This window comes from Oleiphilus sp. HI0061 (assembly GCF_001635675.1).
This window is the reverse complement of the sequence record NZ_LWFE01000324.1, coordinates 1-16,637: the sequence shown is the minus strand read 5'-3', so window position 1 is coordinate 16,637 and position 16,637 is coordinate 1. Positions and strand designations below refer to the sequence as shown.

Sequence of the window (16,637 nt, the reverse complement as noted above, 5' to 3'; positions counted from 1 at the left end):
GAGATCACAGAAACTACGGTGAGCTAAGTGTCCTTAATATTATTGCCAAAAGTAGTAATGTTGGAACCAGTCGTATAGCGCTGGATCTTAGTGGTGATGTCGTTTGGGATATGTTTAGCCGGCTTGGTTTTGGGCAGGGAACGGGAATTGGCTTTCCTGGAGAGAGTATAGGTTCTTTGCCAGACTCTTCGCATTGGCAGCCAATTGAAGTTGCAGCCATGTCTTATGGTTACGGTCTGAATGCTACCGCACTGCAACTTGCCCAAGCTTATATGATATTAGGGAATGGTGGTGTAAAGCACCCTTTGGGTCTTGTTTATCGTGAAGAGCATTACCCAGGAGAGCAGATTTTGAGCTCGGATGTTTCTGATTCCTTGAGAAAAGCTATGAAGGCTGTTGTTGCCAAGGGTGGAACAGGAACGCGAGCGCAATTGCCAATGTATGAAGTCGGAGGCAAAACGGGCACTGTTCACAGTGTAGGAAGCTCGGGTTATGAAGAGAGCCAGTACAAAGCGCTGTTTGCCGGCGTCGCGCCAATAGATAAACCCGAAGTCGCCATGGTGGTAGTGATCGATGGTCCGCAAGGTGCGGAATATTATGGTGGTGAGGTTGCGGCGCCAGTTTTTTCACGAGTTGTGAATGGCACGATGCGCTTGCTTGATGTCAGCCCCGATAAAGAAAGTTCAGCCTTGTCTTCTGGCAAATCAATTTTAGCGAGCAGAGGGTAGTATGCAAAATATCTATGCTCACTCATTGGTTGATTTGCTCCGAGGTATTTGTAATGTGCCTGCAGCGCTGGATACACGAGTTTCAGGTATTTCGATCGATAGTAGAAAAGTTCAAAAAGGTGATGTGTTCATTGCGATTGCTAGTGATGAAGCTCAGCTTGAGCTGTACGTTGCAGAAGCTATTGAACGCGGTGCAAACGCAGTACTACGCGATGGAAATACTAACTGCCGAATATATGAAGATAAAGCAGCGATAGAGATCTGCTTGCAGGGCCTTCGCCAGAGTATGGGAGAGATAGCGGCTCGCTTCTTCTTTAGGCCAAGTGAAGAAATTAAAGTAATCGGTGTCACCGGTACGAACGGCAAGACCTCAGTAGCAAACCACCTTGCCTCTTACATATCCCAAGGACCGCATAAGTGTGGCGTGATGGGAACCTTGGGTTATGGCTTGCTTGGTGAGGAGACGGAAGCTCTGGTTGCGACCGGTTACACGACACCCGATGTGATCGAGGTGCATCGGCATTTGGCTAATATGCGTGACGCGGGTGCAAAGTTTGTAGTGATGGAAGTATCTTCGCACGGCTTATGTCAGAACCGGGTAGATGGCGTCCAGTTTTATGGAGCAGTGTTCACCAATTTGACTCGTGATCACTTGGATTACCATGGTTCAATGTCCGACTACGCGCAAGCCAAGCAGAAGCTATTTCAGAACACGAGCTTGGCCTTTGCAGTACTAAATCGAGATGATGACCTGTTCAGCGATTTTAAAGCCGCTGTTACGCCAGGCACAAACATTACGAGTTATGCGGTTTCAAGTAAAGCTGCTGATGTTGCGGTATTGACGAACGAGCTTTCGTCATCGGGTATACACGCATTGATCAAGGCTTCAGTAGGTCAGGTAATGATCGACTCCCCATTGCTGGGCGAATTTAACTTAAGCAATTTGTTAGCTGTGCTTGCAGCTGCCACGGCGATGAACGACCTCGAAAGCGTTGAGTCGCGAGTTAAAAAGATTAAAGCGGTTGATGGCCGTATGGAAGTGCTTCGGTCTGTGAATCAACCTACAGTCGTAGTTGATTATGCACATACACCTGATGCTTTGGAAAATGTACTTAAAACGCTAGCGCCTCTTTGCAGTGGCTCTCTAAGGGTGATATTTGGTTGTGGTGGTGACCGTGATCAAGGAAAACGCGCCGAGATGGCAAGAGTTGCCGAAGCGTTTGCAGATGACATTGTCCTCAGTGATGACAATCCACGAGGAGAATCACCAGAAGCAATCATCGCAGATATTTTAGCGGGCTTTGCGCAGCCATCGAAGGTGGAAGTGATACACGAGCGACGAATGGCAATACAGAAAATGCTCGAAAAGTCAGTAGCAGATGATGTCATTCTTGTGGCGGGTAAAGGTCATGAAACGTGGCAAGAAGTGAAAGGTCAGCGCCACTACTTTAGTGATATCGAAACTGTGCGCGAATTGATTTCGGGAGCAGCTGTTCTTCCTAAGGCGCTAGAGGAGGTCATTAATGATTGATGTCATGACTTTCTCCTCTTTGGCTAAAGCTTTGCCGGGTACTTTATTGGGTGATGATACGGGCTTTACTTGCCTATCTATTGATTCACGTACCGTTAACGAAGGTGATGTTTACTTGGCCTTAAAGGGCGAAAGATTTGATGGGCATGAATTTATTGTTGATGCGCTGCGAAAGGGCTGTGCAGGTGTTATTGGCGAACAAGATTTAGCAAGTGTATCGCAGTATTTCGAAGATAAGGGGATGACAGCCAAACAGATTTCATATTTACAAGTTAACGATACTGACAAAGCGCTTGCTTCAATTGCTTCACTTAATCGACAGAGGTTTTGCGGAAAGTTAGTTGGTTTGACGGGGTCAGCAGGCAAAACCAGTACTAAGAATATGTTGAAAGCTGTTTTATCAGAATACGGCAAGACCGCGGCAACGAAGGGTAATTTCAATAACGAAGTGGGTGTGCCGCTAACTTTGTTAGACATAAATGCTGAACACCAGTTTTCAGTTGTGGAAATGGGAGCGAGAGCGAAAGGTGATATTGCCTATCTAAGCAATATGGCCCGACCAGATGTTGCAATGGTTTTGAATGCTGGCAGCGCTCACATTGAAGTATTTGGTGATTACGAAGCGATCGTCGAAGGCAAAGGAGAAATTTATGACTCCTTAAGCGCTGACGGCGTTGGAATAATAAACTTCGATGACCCAGCCTATATGACTTGGTTAGAGCGCTTGGGAGGAAGGCAAAGTTTGTCTTTCTCACAGGAAAGTGAAAATGCTGATGTCTTTGCAAGTGATGTTGAATGTGAAGCCGAAGGAAGCTGCTTTACATTGAATTATCACGAAGAGAGCGTAAGGGTTGGTTTACCTGTGCCAGGTTTGCATCAAATCCAAAATGCTCTCGCAGCAGCGACTGCTGCAATTGCTGTTGGATGCGACTTGGAAGGTGTAGCAAAAGGCTTGGCAAAGGTTGAGTCGACAGAAGGGCGTATGAATACAGCTGTCATTAATGATATCACTTTATTAGACGACAGTTACAACGCAAATCCGGCTTCGATGAAAGCAGCCCTTAATGTCTTGTCTATGCAGGCGGGGTATCGAGTTGCCGTGCTGGGTGAAATGGCCGAACTTGGTGCTCATGCGCATGACGCGCATATAGATGTCGCGACTTATGCGCTTGAATTAGGAATCGAAGAGTTTTGCTTGATAGGGCAATACGCAAAACAGATGAGTGAAAGTATTGGTGAGAATGCATTGGTTTTTGAAGACAAAGCCTTGCTTGCAGAGCACCTAGTGAAAGATCAGCACAAAAATAAGATCGTGATGATCAAAGGGTCCAGAAGCGCAGCAATGGATGAAGTTGTAAATTTAATTAAGAGAAGAGTTCACTAATGCTGTATTGGTTGTCATCCGTTTTATCTGAAACATTTGGGTTCTTGTCGGTGTTTCAGTATTTAACCTTGCGAGGAATCCTAGGGGTTTTAACTGCCCTGATGATTTCCTTATGGGTTGGCCCGATGATGATCAAGAAGTTGAGCCATTATCAAATTGGTCAGTCTGTAAGGGATGATGGTCCTCAGTCTCACTTAAGCAAAGCGGGTACGCCAACGATGGGCGGTACTCTAATCATTGTTGCTGTGGCGATTAGTACTTTGATCTGGGGAAATCTGGGTAACAAATATGTCTGGATTACACTATTCGTGACACTGTCATTCGGTGCGATTGGTTGGGTAGATGACTATCGAAAAGTGGTTGAAAAGAACTCTAAAGGTTTACCAGCGAAAGCAAAATACTTTTGGCAGTCAGTTTGTGGTGGTGCTGCGGCATTGCTTTTGTACTTTACAGCAGATCTACCTCAGGAGACCGCGTTAATTGTACCGGTATTTAAGGATTTTGTTTTTGATTTAGGGCCCATGTTCATCGTCTTAAGTTACTTCGTCATCGTTGGGACAAGTAATGCCGTCAACCTGACGGACGGTCTTGACGGCTTGGCGATTATGCCTACGGTTCTCGTGGCGAGTGCCTTAGGTATTTTTGCGTATGTATCAGGTAATAGTGTGTTTGCGGAATATCTACATATCCCTTATCTGCCAGGTACGGGTGAGTTAATCGTTTTTTGTGGTGCCTTGTTAGGTGCCGGTTTGGGCTTTCTTTGGTTTAACACCTATCCCGCTCAAGTATTTATGGGGGATGTTGGCGCCTTAGCGTTGGGTGCCGCCTTGGGTGTTGTCGCTGTGATGGTAAGGCAGGAAATTGTTTTATTCATTATGGGGGGCGTATTTGTGATGGAAACCGTATCGGTCATTCTGCAGGTCGCTTCGTTTAAATTGACCGGGCGCAGAATATTTAGAATGGCTCCCTTGCATCACCATTTTGAATTAAAAGGTTGGCCAGAGCCTCGTGTAATCGTGCGTTTCTGGATAATCACCGTGGTATTGGTATTAATTGGTCTTGCGACCCTGAAAGTTAGATAAGGCAAGCTGTGAATACAATTGTGACAGATAAGAAAGTCGTTATTGTCGGTCTTGGTAAGACCGGGCTTTCGTGCGTGCGCTTTTTAGCGTCGCAAGGCTGTCAGCTATGTGTCATGGATAGCCGTGAAGAGCCGCCCGGGCTTGAAGGCTTGCATGCTGATTATCCGAATGTTCAATGTATAACAGGTGGCTTTGACCAAGAGCTTTTGTGCTCAGCAACTGAAATCATTCTGAGCCCGGGAATTGCACTGGCAACACCAGAAATCCAGGCCGCTATCAAAAGCGGTGTGCGAGTTCGAGGTGATATCGACCTGTTTTCCGAAGCCGCTAAGGCGCCGATTGTTGCGATTACCGGCTCTAATGGTAAAAGTACCGTCACAACTTTGCTGGGTGAAATGGCAGAGCAGGCAGGGCTAAATGTTGGTGTTGGTGGAAACCTAGGGACCCCAGCACTTGAGTTACTAGATAACTCGTGTGAGCTATATATTCTAGAACTATCCAGTTTTCAGCTAGAGACGACAGACCATTTAAGTGCAGAAAGCGTTGTTATGCTAAATCTCTCTGAAGATCATATGGATCGCTATGAGAGCAAAATTGCATATTTACAGGCTAAGCAACGTATATTTTTTGGCGCTAAAAAAGTCATTGTTAATGATGATGAGGTGCTCAGTCAGCCCTTACAAGCTGAAGGAATGGAGCTGCTTCACTTTGGCTTGAATAGAGCAGACTTAAATAAGTTTTCCTGTATGGACATTGATGGCCAGCGTCATCTAGTGAAGGGCTTTGACAGTATTTTGCCCGTAAAAGATTTGAAGATCTGCGGCGAGCATAATCTTTCGAACGCGCTAGCTGCTTTGGCATTAGGAACATCTGTTGGCTTGCCTATGGATGCGATGGCGAATGCTCTGAAAAGTTATAAGGGGCTACGTCACCGTTGTCAGCATATCAGGTCTGTAGACGGTGTTGATTATATCAATGACTCAAAAGGAACGAATGCGGGTGCAGCCCAAACAGCCATTAGCAGTATTGGTGCGAATTTAGATGGAAAGGTACTGCTAATTGCCGGAGGCGATAGTAAAGGTGCTGATATTTCCGGCTTGCTCGAGCCTATGCAAAAGTTTGGGAAACTGGCGCTGCTATTTGGACAGGATGCGGAGTTAATAGAAGCTGTTTTAAAAGATAAGGTTGAAACGCTTCGTGTTGCTAACCTGGAGCAGGCAGTTCAACAAGCCAAGGCGCGGGCAGAAGAAGGTGACGCTGTGTTGTTGTCTCCAGCGTGCGCAAGTTTCGATATGTTCAAAAGTTACGAGCAGCGAGGCGATATGTTTGAGCAGGAGGTTTTGGCCTTATGACACTTTCTATCGCTAGAGCTGGCATGCCTGGATTGCTGCAAAGCAAAGACTCGCTTCGCATTGAACCACGTACAGATCATGTCATGTTGTTCGTTAGTGTTCTATTGCTGCTGACTGGCTTGATTATGATTGCATCGGCTTCGGTAGATATTGCGGATGCCAGAAATGGAAACCCATTTCACTATGTGATTCGCCACGGCATTTTCATTGTCTTGGGTTGTATCGCCGGCGTATTTACTTACCAGTTGCCATCTTCGTGGTGGCAGAAGACTGGCTGGCTTGCGCTGAGTTTGTCTTTACTAATGCTTTTGGTGGTCATTCTCCCAGGCGTTGGTAAAACAGTTAATGGCAGTACACGCTGGATTAGTTTAGGTAGCTTGAATTTTCAGCCTTCTGAATTGGCGAAGCTTTTGTTGGTGGCTTATCTCGCAGGCTATTTAGTGAGACGTTTAGATGAGGTGCGTACAACATGGTGGGGCTTTGCAAAGCCGATGTTGGTCTTGGCTTTGGTTGCCTTATTGCTGCTTAGTGAGCCGGACTTAGGTTCTACCGTTGTAATTGGTTGTGCCTTTCTGGGAATGATTTTCCTCAGTGGTGCGAGATTAGGGCAGTTTATTATTCTGATTCTAGGCTGTTTAGCATCTGTGGCCTTACTGATTTATTCGCAGCCCTACAGATTAAAGCGTTTAGTGGGCTATACCGATCCTTGGGCAGATCCCTATGGTAGTGGATATCAGGTGATTCAGTCTTTGATCGCATTTGGGCGTGGGGACTGGTCGGGCGTAGGTTTAGGCAACAGTATTCAAAAGCAATTTTACTTGCCCGAGGCTCATACCGATTTCGTTTTTGCCATTATGGCAGAAGAGTTTGGTTTGATTGGTACATTGCTTGTTGTTTCGTTGTTTGTCGTTTTGGTCTACAGATCCTTACGCATAGGCTATTTGGCAGAAAAGAAAAAGCAATTATTCAGCGCCTATTTTGCCTACGGCATTGGCATCTTATTCGCGGTTCAGTCTTTTATAAACATAGGCGTCAATATGGGCTTACTACCGACTAAAGGTCTGACACTGCCATTGGTAAGTTATGGCGGTAGTAGCCTGATTGTGAGTTGTATGTGCATAGGTGTTTTGTTAAGAATTCACCGTGACCTGATGCTGATCGAAGATGAGCCAGACTCAGAACAGGCCCGAGACAAGGAGCTTATCCATGCGTGATAAAACATTCCTTGTGATGGCTGGTGGCACTGGCGGACATGTATTTCCAGCCTTAGCAACGGCAAAGAAACTAATGAGCCGCAATGACAAAGTTGTTTGGCTAGGTTCAGTCGGTGGTATGGAAGAGCGAGTAGTGCAAGATGCTGGAATTCCTTTTTACGGTATTTCTGTCAGTGGTGTTCGCGGTAAAGGCATATTAAGCAAAGCCTTAGCACCCTTGAAGATCGCTAAAGCCGTTTTCCAGGCTTTATTAGTGCTTAGGAAAACAAGACCCGATGCCGTGTTAGGTATGGGAGGCTTCGCTTCTGGGCCTGGTGGCTTGGCGGCAAAACTCTTGGGTAAGCCTTTATTGGTTCACGAACAGAATGCCGTAGCAGGAATGACCAATAAAGTACTCGCGAAAATGGCAGATTCAGTGATGTCAGCTTTTCCTGAAGCCTTTGAAGATGCGAGTAAAGTTGTGCTGACTGGCAACCCATTGAGAGATGAAATCTGCGAGTTATTTTATTCAAGCAAAGACAGTGTTTCGAAATCTCGGCCGATCAGAGTGCTGGTGTTGGGTGGGAGCCTTGGAGCTGCCAGATTAAACGAAGTGCTTCCTGGTGCGATGAGCTCTTTGGGGGCAGAAATTAGACCGGAAATTTGGCACCAGACAGGGCGTAATAAGTCCGAAGGCGTGGCTGCAAGTTATGAAAAGTATGGTGTCAAAGCTCAGGTAAGTGAGTTTATTGATGATATGGCCGCAGCCTATCGCTGGGCTGACTTTGTGATCTGTCGAGCCGGTGCTTTAACCATATCTGAACTATGTGTGGCGGGCTTGGGAGCGATCCTCATCCCTTATCCTCATGCGGTCGATGACCACCAAACGCTCAATGCCCAGTATATGACCAAGGGCGGTGCGGCATGGTTATTAGACCAACAGGATTTGAGCGAGTCGACCTTGAGTGAGGTCTTGGCTCCTTTATTTAGTAAACCCGAGAGAATATCGATTTTGTCCGAGGCAGCAAGAAAATTAGCCAAAGCAGACGCAACAGAGAATGTAGCCAGTGAATGTAGGAGAGTCTGCTATGCCTGATAAACCAAATGCGAGTGTACTAAAGCATGCAGGAAGCATGGTATTGAGTGAAATTCCAGAGATGCGCCGTATCAGTCTGATCCATTTCGTAGGTATTGGTGGCGCGGGCATGTGCGGAATTGCAGAAGTGCTACGTAACCAGGGTTACCAAATCTCGGGTTCAGATTTAAATGAGTCAGCAGTGACAAAACGACTCGCTTCATTAGGAGTGAAAATCTATTTTGGGCATGATGCGGAAAATGTCGCACAAGCCGATGTAGTAGTGGTTTCTTCTGCGATTGATGAAAACAACCCGGAAGTGGCTGCAGCCAGAGAGCACCGTACGCCAATTGTTCCGCGAGCAGAAATGCTGGCTGAAATAATGCGTTATCGTCACGGTATCGCGATTGCGGGAACGCATGGCAAAACAACTACAACCAGTTTGATTGCATCGGTACTCGCCGAGGCAGGTTTAGACCCTACGTATGTGATCGGTGGTCGCTTAAATAGCGCGGGTACCAATGCAAGTCTGGGTGGGTCTCGATACCTGGTTGCTGAAGCAGATGAGAGTGATGCGTCATTCTTGCACCTTACACCGATGATTTCAGTGGTTACAAATATCGAAGCGGATCATATGCATACCTATGGTGGCGACTTCTCAAAGCTTAAACAGACCTTTGTAGACTTCCTTCATAACCTGCCGTTTTACGGTGCTGCGGTGATGTGTGTAGACGACCCAGTAGTAGAAGAAATAATGCCTCAGGTATCACGTGCCGTCCTTACTTATGGTGTGTCAGAAAGTGCGGATTATCGGGCGCATAATATTCGCCAAGACGGTATGCACAATCGCTTTACCGTACAGAGACCGGCGGGTATGAATGACCTGGATATCACGCTACAAATGCCGGGGCATCATAATGTTCTGAATGCACTGGCTGCTATCACTGTGGCGAGTGATGAGGGTGTTGAAGATGCCGCAATTCAAAGAGCCTTGGAAAGTTTCCAAGGGGTAGGGCGTCGTTTTCAGGTGTATGGCGACTACGCTGTTCAACGACAAGATACTGAAGCGAAGAGCGCTTCAAAAGTTATGTTGGTTGATGATTACGGGCATCACCCAAGTGAGGTGGAAGCGACACTCCAGGCGATTCGTGCGGGTTGGCCAGACAAACGATTGGTCATGGTTTTTCAACCGCATCGTTATAGCCGTACCAGTGACCTATATGAGGACTTCGTAAAAGTTCTCGCCAAGGTGGATGTGTTGCTATTGATGGAAGTTTACCCCGCTGGCGAGACACCAATTCCAAGTGCTGATAGTCGCGCATTGTGCCGCAGTATTCGTCAGCGTGGTGGTGCTGAGCCAATTTATATCGATGGTGGTCACCAGGTAGATGAGGTAGTGCCGAACCTGGAAAAACTTTTGTCCACAGTGCTTCAAGACGGCGACTTATTACTTACTCAGGGGGCGGGTAGCGTCGGTCAGATAGCTATTCGTTTGTCGGAAGATGGCGAGTTGTTGGAGGCTTGTTCATGAGTTCAGTGGCGGACAAGCTAGGTAAAGTTGCCGTTATTATGGGAGGAACCTCGGCGGAGCGCGAGGTGTCTCTGAAAAGTGGTCAGGCTGTCCTGGATGGCTTGCTGCGTAAAGGTGTTGATGCCTTCAAACTGGATTTTGGTGGAGAGATTGAAGACCTGGTCAAACACATGCCTTTTGACCGGGCATTCTTAGCGCTTCATGGACGTGGTGGTGAAGATGGCACGATACAGGGTGTTTTAGAGACCCTGAATATTCCGTACTCCGGTAGTGGTGTAATGGGCTCTGCCATTGGCATGGATAAGACACGAACTAAGTACCTTTGGCAGGGGATGAATTTACCGACACCTAAGTTTAGTTATGTAGAGAAGTTGAACCCGGAAATGCTCACCCGCCTGGTTTCATTGATGGGTTTCCCGTTGGCAGTTAAACCTTCTCGTGAAGGGTCATCGATTGGTGTGTTTAAAGTAAATAATCAGACACAGCTGGAAGCCGCAGTAAGTAAGGCTCTGGAAATGGATGAGCAAGTGCTTTTGGAGCAGTGGATAGAAGGTGATGAATATACAGTTGGCTTGTTGAATGGTTCGCCATTACCGGTAATTGGCTTAAAAACCAGCCATACCTTTTATGACTATGAAGCGAAGTACGAGTCAGATTCTACACAATATTTATTACCCTCAGGCTTATCTGATGAAGAAGAGCAGAGTCTGGGGAATTTGGCGGAAAGAGCATTTAGTGCCTTAGGCTGTTCTGGCTGGGGGCGTGTCGATGTAATGCGCGATAGCAAAGGGCGCTTTTGGTTGTTAGAAGTTAACACCATACCAGGAATGACCAGCCATAGTCTGGTTCCTATGGCCGCGAAAGCTTCAGGTTTAGAGTTTGATGATTTGCTACTGGAAATACTGAAGTCAGCAGTGACAAACAAGCGCTTAAGCAAGAACAATAATAATGATAAAGGGGATAGTTAGATGGCACATAATGCTGCAATTCATGTAATGGGGCAGGGCGCTCAGTTGGCAGAAGGAAACGCTGTACGTGAAGAGACTGTTTTGGTGCTCAAGCGTGTTCTAACTGTGACGCTAATTTGTTTAGCGCTACTTGTATTACTGACTAAAAGAGACAGTCTGATACAAGTAGTTGACCACCCTATCTCATCGATCAAGGTAACAGGCGCGTTTTCTTATCTGAACGAAAGTGAAGTGACACAAGCGTTGAGTGGTTTAGTCGGCGCCGGATTTATAGCGACTGACTTAAAAGACGTTCAAACACGAGTAGAGGGCTTGGCCTGGGTTAACAGTGCGACTGTGAGTAGAGTCTGGCCGGGCGAAATCAAGCTGCTAATAAATGAACAAGTTGCGGTGAGTCAGTGGAATGACGGAGCGTTGCTCAATGCAGAAGGTGTTGTCTTTAAGCCTGCTGAACTAAGAAGTGATTTATTGGTTTTACCGCAACTGATCGGCAGTGAGCAGTTCAGTGCGTCGAAGAAAAATATGATGTATTCAACGCTCGGAGTACTACAGCAAGGCCTTAAAGAGTATGGCTTGGCTATTAGAGCGCTGGAATTGAAACCTAGAAATGTCTGGAATATGACCTTGAGTAATGGTGTGGCGGTCGCAATGGGTGAAATTAAGCTACAAGATCGCGAAGGGCAGCAGAACCTTGAAGCCAAGCTGGAACGAGTTGGTAAGGTTTTCAGCTCCAGAGCAAATATTGACGTGGCGAATATTAGCCGAATCGACGCTCGCTACCCGAACGGTGTAGCGATCAAGTGGCGATCCGGTAAAAAGTAAGAATTAGGAATGTGTTTGTGAGCCGGGCATCGGATGGCCTTAGGCTTCGCGAAAGCAAAGTTGGTACAAAAGTAACGTGGGAACACCAGAATGGCTGGCTCATTAGAAAATGAATTTACCGTGGGGTTGGATATTGGAACCTCCAAAATTGTTGCAATTGTTGGCAAGAAGAATAGTGAAGGACAGATCGAAATAGTTGGTATCGGTTCGCACCCTTCTCGTGGCTTAAAGAGAGGGGTTGTTGTCAATATTGAGTCAACAGTTAACGCAATTCAACGAGCTGTCGAAGAGGCTGAGCTGATGGCAGGGTGCCAGATTCACTCTGTCTATGCAGGAATAGCCGGGAGCCATATTCGCAGTATGAATTCGCACGGCATTGTTGCGGTTCGAGATCGAGAAGTTGTTCAGGCCGATATTGATCGTGTTATCGATGCTGCACAGGCTGTGGCAATACCAGCAGACCAGAAAGTGCTGCACATTCTCCCTCAGGAGTTTGTGATTGATAGCCAGGAAGGCATTAAAGAGCCTTTGGGTATGTCTGGTGTGCGTCTAGAAGCAAAGGTGCACTTGGTGACCTGTGCGGTTAACGCAGCTCAGAATATAGAAAAGTGTGTGCAGAAGTGTGATCTGGACGTTGATGACATTATTTTAGAGCAGTTGGCTTCAAGCTATGCGGTGCTCACTGACGATGAGAAAGAGTTAGGTGTCTGTGTTGTGGATATTGGTGGTGGAACAACCGACATCGCAATATTTACCGGTGGTGCGATTCGTCATACCGCAGTAATCCCGATAGCGGGCGACCAGGTGACGAATGATATTGCCATGGCACTGCGTACACCGACACAAAACGCGGAAGAGATAAAGATTAAATATGCCTGTGCCTTGACGCAATTGGCCGGTGCAGAAGAAACCATAAAAGTGCCTAGTGTTGGGGATCGCCCACCACGAGACTTGTCTCGGCAGGCATTGGCTGAGGTGGTTGAACCTCGCTATGAAGAGTTATTTACCTTGATACAGTCAGAGTTACGTAGAAGTGGCTTTGAAGATGTAATTGCCGCCGGGATTGTGTTAACGGGCGGGACGTCAAAGATGGAAGGCGTTGTTGAGTTAGCAGAAGAGATATTCCATATGCCTGTCAGATTAGCATCCCCGCAGGGTGTATCTGGTTTGGCGGATGTCGTCAATAATCCGATGTATGCAACGGGCGTTGGTTTATTGATGTATGGACTGAAGCAGAGGACAACGGATAGTGAGCCGATGATGAGGTCTGAGGGAGGCGAAAGTTTTATGGAAAAAATAAAAACATGGTTTACCGGCAACTTCTAAAAATTGCCTACAAAAACCAACAATACAAAGCAGCAACTAGCAGATTGAAAATATAATATTAGGAGAAAGAGTGATGTTTGAACTCGTAGAGAATGTTTCACAAAACGCAGTAATAAAAGTCGTTGGTGTCGGCGGTGGCGGTGGTAACGCAGTGCGCCACATGCTATCTGGCGATGTAGACGGTGTAGAGTTTATTTGTGCAAATACAGACTCACAAGCTCTAAAAGATCTAGAAAACAAAGCAGTTATCCAATTGGGTAGCACAATTACTAAAGGCCTTGGTGCAGGCGCGAATCCTGAGATTGGACGTCAAGCGGCTTTAGAAGATAAAGAGCGCATTGCGGAAACCCTAAAGGGTGCTGACATGGTATTTATTACTGCCGGTATGGGCGGCGGTACAGGTACGGGTGGAGCACCGATTGTGGCTGAAGTAGCGCGTGAATTAGGTATTTTGACGGTTGCTGTTGTGACTAAGCCTTTTCCTTTTGAAGGCGGCAAGCGTATGAAAATCGCTGAAGCAGGTTTGCAGGAACTGGCTGAGAATGTTGATTCCTTGATCACGATTCCAAATGAAAAACTGCTATCAGTTTTAGGTAAAAATACGACCTTGCTTGATGCATTTGGTGCAGCGAATGACGTACTTCAAGGGGCTGTTCAAGGTATTGCGGATCTAATTATCCGCCCAGGTATGATCAACGTTGACTTTGCAGACGTAAAAACAGTTATGTCTGAAATGGGCATGGCTATGATGGGTACCGGTTCAGCATCGGGTGAAGAGCGAGCTAAGGAAGCTGCAGAGGCTGCGATTAGAAGCCCGCTGCTAGAAGACATTAACCTTCAGGGTGCGCGTGGTATCTTGGTTAACATTACTGCGGGTGTTGACTTGAACTTGGGTGAGTTCTCGGAAGTGGGTAATATTGTAGAAGAATTTGCTTCAGACTCAGCAACAGTTGTTGTAGGTACGGTTATCGATCCTGAGATGACAGATGAACTAAAAGTAACAGTTGTTGCAACAGGTTTGTCAGCTGCAATGGATAAGCCGGTTAAGGTTGTTGACAATACGCCGACTAAAAAGGACGGTACGCTAGATTACGGTGAATTGGAGCGCCCAGCTGTAAGTCGCCGTCGTCCAAGCGTTGACCGCGTAGGTAATGCTGCGGTTGATACGAGCAAAACTGATGCGGCTCCAAGTGTTGATTACTTGGATATACCAGCATTTTTGAGGCGTCAAGCGGATTAATTATCCGCGCCTAATATTACATCTTGATGAATAGTTGATCGTTTTAGTTGGGAAATTCGGCGCATTCTGTTATTATGCGCCTGTTTTTTGACCAGTTCAGCAATTTATAAAGGTTGATAGAAATCAAAATATGATTAAACAGCGCACATTAAAGAATACAATTCGAGCCACTGGAGTGGGTCTTCATTCAGGTAAAAAGGTGTATTTAACGCTTATGCCTGCACCGATCGACTCAGGGATTGTGTTTTGTCGTACCGATTTGTCTCCAGCTGTGGAGATAGAAGCGCGTGCGGAAAACGTAGGTGAGACTTTGCTTTCAACAACGCTTGTTAAAGACGGCGTTAAAGTAGCGACTGTAGAGCATTTGCTTTCAGCCATGGCTGGTTTAGGTATTGATAACTGCCGTGTTGAGTTAAGTGCTGAAGAAGTACCCATTATGGATGGTAGTGCTGGTCCTTTTGTTTTTCTAATCCAGTCTGCGGGAATTGAAGAGCAAGAAGCGGCTAAGAAGTTTATTCGCATCACCAAAGAAGTGACGATCGAAGAAGACGGTAAGAAAGCGACGTTTGTGCCTTTTAATGGCTTCAAAGTTGGCTTTTCAATTGACTTTGATCACCCTGTTTTTCATCAGGGTACTCAAGATGCGGCGATTGATTTCTCGAGCACCTCGTTTGTAAAAGAAGTAAGCCGTGCCCGGACTTTTGGTTTTATGCGTGACTTTGAACGTTTGCAAGCAATGAATCTAGCTCAAGGCGGTAGTTTCGATAACGCAATTGTTGTTGATGACTACAAGGTCTTGAACGAAGATGGTTTGCGTTATGACGATGAGTTCGTAAAACACAAAATTTTGGATGCTATCGGCGACTTATACTTATTGGGCAATAGCTTGATTGGTGAGTTTAAAGGTTACAAGTCTGGTCATGACTTGAACAACAAGTTGCTGCGAAAACTCATCAAGGAAACCGATGCTTGGGAAGTGAATACTTTCGAAGACGCAAGTACAGCTCCAATTTCATATATGAAGCCAGTGTTAGCTGCTTAAGTGGCTGCATAAGAGAAAACCAGCGAGCCGGATATATTGATACTAATCTGCTAATCAGTATGTCTGGCTAACTGAAGTAAAATCTTTTTTAGTTTCAAATCATCAGTATGCTCAGCTTCTTCTCTTAGAATCTGGGCATTTTTTTTGCTTAAGTGTTTAGGTGTACTTGGCGTATCAATGGGTGCTTTGTTTGAAAATGCCCCTTTGGGTCGCACTTTGATTTTGATCTGCTCTATTCTCTCTGGGTGAATTTTTGCATTGAGCATAGATATCACCTGCTCTTGAGAGAAACGGAATTTGGTCATGAGCGCTGCAGACGAGCAGGTGAGGGTGAGCCTGCCTTGGCTAAAGGCGTTTATTTGAAACTTGCCTTTAAAAGCGCTTGGCAAGGTTTCGTCAAACAGAACTTCCAGCGACTTTCGGCTGGCGGCCTGTTTAATCAGAGACTGAAGATTGTTTGATTTCGCACTCAGTCTTTTTAAGCTGATTTTAGGGGCAAACTTTTGCTGCTTTGGTTGTCTCATAAACTTAAAAGTGTGACAGGCTAAATTGGCTTTGCTAAGTTCGGCGTGACAAGGCTCAAGAGCAAAGCGACTAGCGCTTGCAAAGAGCTTGATGCTTGGTCAAACTAGCGCAAATTGAGTCATGGAATGACATCATGGAATAGGGATATGCTAAAAGAACGATATAAGAAAAGCTATGAATATTATTTTTGTTGGTCGAAACCACGGAAAGTCTAAAACTTATCAGTTAGGAAATAAGCAGCTCGTCATTGTTGGTGCGCTATTTGTTTTTCTCATGGCCGTACTAGTGTTTTCGGGCTACCGTCTACAGACCTGGGTGGCCGGAGAAGCCGAGTCGACTTTAGATAAAGAAATAATTGTTGGTTGGCAGCAAGATATCAACGCACAAAAGAAACAAGTGACCAGGATTAAGCGAGCAGCTCAGGAAAAGGTTGATGCGCTAACCTTAAGAATGGGTGATATGCAGGCCAGACTGTTACGCCTTGATGCGCTTGGTCAAAGACTGACAGAAGTAGCGAAGCTAAAGAATGGCGAATTTGACTTCAGTGCGAGCCCTGCGCTAGGTGGCCCCACCGATGCAAAGCTGGGCGAGTCTTACGTGCTGCCAGGCATTGTTGAAAGTCTTGATCAGATTGACCGACAACTTACTGATAGTGAGCAGCAGCTAGAAGTGATTGACGCGCTGTTTGTTAGCCGCAAAACCCAAGAAGAATTATTTATTGCCGGCCGCCCCATTACCTGGGGATGGATGTCCTCAGCCTATGGCTACCGAACAGACCCTTTTTCAGGAAAGCGTGCCTGGCATGCCGGAGTAGACTTCGCAGGTAAGGAAGATAGTG

General features: G+C 46.2%; 15 protein-coding genes. 14 read left to right on the top strand and 1 reads right to left on the bottom strand.

The annotated features are described in order from the left end of the window. The 13 genes from A3735_RS04220 to lpxC all read left to right on the top strand — a co-directional run. The coding region (locus A3735_RS04220) for a penicillin-binding transpeptidase domain-containing protein (RefSeq protein WP_255375134.1) at positions 1-728 on the top strand (728 nt) is incomplete at its 5' end. A 1-nt stretch (position 729) separates the two neighbouring features. Further along, positions 730-2,259 carry a UDP-N-acetylmuramoyl-L-alanyl-D-glutamate--2,6-diaminopimelate ligase gene (locus A3735_RS04215; protein ID WP_068516379.1) on the top strand — a complete coding sequence of 510 codons (1,530 nt, stop codon included), beginning with the start codon at positions 730-732 and terminating at the stop codon, positions 2,257-2,259. Further along, a complete protein-coding gene (gene murF / locus A3735_RS04210) occupies positions 2,252-3,643 on the top strand; it encodes a UDP-N-acetylmuramoyl-tripeptide--D-alanyl-D-alanine ligase (RefSeq protein WP_068516376.1) in 1,392 nt (463 codons plus the stop codon). The genes A3735_RS04215 and murF overlap by 8 nt, the downstream gene beginning before the upstream one ends. Next, complete coding sequence (gene mraY, locus A3735_RS04205) at positions 3,643-4,725, top strand: phospho-N-acetylmuramoyl-pentapeptide-transferase (RefSeq protein WP_068516372.1); 1,083 nt, start codon at positions 3,643-3,645, stop codon at positions 4,723-4,725. Before murF ends, mraY begins: the two co-directional genes overlap by 1 nt. Positions 4,726-4,745: 20 nt before the next feature. Continuing rightward, positions 4,746-6,077 carry a UDP-N-acetylmuramoyl-L-alanine--D-glutamate ligase gene (gene murD, locus A3735_RS04200; RefSeq protein WP_231882375.1) on the top strand — a complete coding sequence of 444 codons (1,332 nt, stop codon included), beginning with the start codon at positions 4,746-4,748 and terminating at the stop codon, positions 6,075-6,077. Beyond that, positions 6,074-7,291 carry a putative lipid II flippase FtsW gene (ftsW, locus tag A3735_RS04195; protein WP_082885796.1) on the top strand — a complete coding sequence of 406 codons (1,218 nt, stop codon included), beginning with the start codon at positions 6,074-6,076 and terminating at the stop codon, positions 7,289-7,291. Before murD ends, ftsW begins: the two co-directional genes overlap by 4 nt. Continuing rightward, on the top strand, positions 7,284-8,366 hold the full coding sequence (murG, locus tag A3735_RS04190; protein WP_068516366.1) for an undecaprenyldiphospho-muramoylpentapeptide beta-N-acetylglucosaminyltransferase: 1,083 nt from the start codon (positions 7,284-7,286) through the stop codon (positions 8,364-8,366). The genes ftsW and murG overlap by 8 nt, the downstream gene beginning before the upstream one ends. Then, positions 8,359-9,876: a UDP-N-acetylmuramate--L-alanine ligase gene (murC, locus tag A3735_RS04185; RefSeq protein WP_082865279.1), complete on the top strand. Its 1,518-nt coding sequence runs from the start codon at positions 8,359-8,361 to the stop codon at positions 9,874-9,876. Before murG ends, murC begins: the two co-directional genes overlap by 8 nt. Beyond that, complete coding sequence (locus tag A3735_RS04180; RefSeq protein ID WP_068516364.1) at positions 9,873-10,844, top strand: D-alanine--D-alanine ligase; 972 nt, start codon at positions 9,873-9,875, stop codon at positions 10,842-10,844. Before murC ends, A3735_RS04180 begins: the two co-directional genes overlap by 4 nt. Further along, complete coding sequence (locus A3735_RS04175) at positions 10,845-11,666, top strand: cell division protein FtsQ/DivIB (protein ID WP_068515626.1); 822 nt, start codon at positions 10,845-10,847, stop codon at positions 11,664-11,666. A 90-nt stretch (positions 11,667-11,756) separates the two neighbouring features. After that, on the top strand, positions 11,757-12,992 hold the full coding sequence (gene ftsA, locus A3735_RS04170; RefSeq protein WP_068516361.1) for a cell division protein FtsA: 1,236 nt from the start codon (positions 11,757-11,759) through the stop codon (positions 12,990-12,992). 73 nt (positions 12,993-13,065) lie between these two features. Beyond that, on the top strand, positions 13,066-14,232 hold the full coding sequence (gene ftsZ / locus A3735_RS04165; RefSeq protein WP_068516357.1) for a cell division protein FtsZ: 1,167 nt from the start codon (positions 13,066-13,068) through the stop codon (positions 14,230-14,232). 130 nt (positions 14,233-14,362) lie between these two features. Further along, complete coding sequence (lpxC, locus tag A3735_RS04160) at positions 14,363-15,274, top strand: UDP-3-O-acyl-N-acetylglucosamine deacetylase (RefSeq protein ID WP_068512462.1); 912 nt, start codon at positions 14,363-14,365, stop codon at positions 15,272-15,274. Positions 15,275-15,324: 50 nt separating this feature from the next. Here lpxC and A3735_RS04155 read toward each other — a convergent pair whose 3' ends face one another. Further along, positions 15,325-15,798, bottom strand: a complete 474-nt coding sequence (locus A3735_RS04155) for a DciA family protein (RefSeq protein ID WP_068512459.1) — start codon at positions 15,796-15,798, stop codon at positions 15,325-15,327. Positions 15,799-15,973: 175 nt separating this feature from the next. On the opposite strand from A3735_RS04155, the gene A3735_RS04150 reads away from it, so the two are divergent. Then, positions 15,974-16,637, top strand: a 664-nt coding sequence (locus A3735_RS04150; RefSeq protein WP_068637636.1) for a hypothetical protein, incomplete at its 3' end; no start/stop codon positions are given.

Excerpts from the sequence above, each read along its gene's own strand:
- A3735_RS04215 (WP_068516379.1), top strand. The coding sequence starts at position 730 with ATGCAAAATATCTATGCTCACTCATTGGTTGATTTGCTCCGAGGTATT.
- murF (WP_068516376.1), top strand. The coding sequence starts at position 2,252 with ATGATTGATGTCATGACTTTCTCCTCTTTGGCTAAAGCTTTGCCGGGT.
- mraY (WP_068516372.1), top strand. The coding sequence starts at position 3,643 with ATGCTGTATTGGTTGTCATCCGTTTTATCTGAAACATTTGGGTTCTTG.
- ftsW (WP_082885796.1), top strand. The coding sequence starts at position 6,074 with ATGACACTTTCTATCGCTAGAGCTGGCATGCCTGGATTGCTGCAAAGC.
- murG (WP_068516366.1), top strand. The coding sequence starts at position 7,284 with ATGCGTGATAAAACATTCCTTGTGATGGCTGGTGGCACTGGCGGACAT.
- murC (WP_082865279.1), top strand. The coding sequence starts at position 8,359 with ATGCCTGATAAACCAAATGCGAGTGTACTAAAGCATGCAGGAAGCATG.
- A3735_RS04180 (WP_068516364.1), top strand. The coding sequence starts at position 9,873 with ATGAGTTCAGTGGCGGACAAGCTAGGTAAAGTTGCCGTTATTATGGGA.
- A3735_RS04175 (WP_068515626.1), top strand. The coding sequence starts at position 10,845 with ATGGCACATAATGCTGCAATTCATGTAATGGGGCAGGGCGCTCAGTTG.
- ftsA (WP_068516361.1), top strand. The coding sequence starts at position 11,757 with ATGGCTGGCTCATTAGAAAATGAATTTACCGTGGGGTTGGATATTGGA.
- ftsZ (WP_068516357.1), top strand. The coding sequence starts at position 13,066 with ATGTTTGAACTCGTAGAGAATGTTTCACAAAACGCAGTAATAAAAGTC.
- lpxC (WP_068512462.1), top strand. The coding sequence starts at position 14,363 with ATGATTAAACAGCGCACATTAAAGAATACAATTCGAGCCACTGGAGTG.
- A3735_RS04155 (WP_068512459.1), bottom strand. The coding sequence starts at position 15,798 with ATGAGACAACCAAAGCAGCAAAAGTTTGCCCCTAAAATCAGCTTAAAA.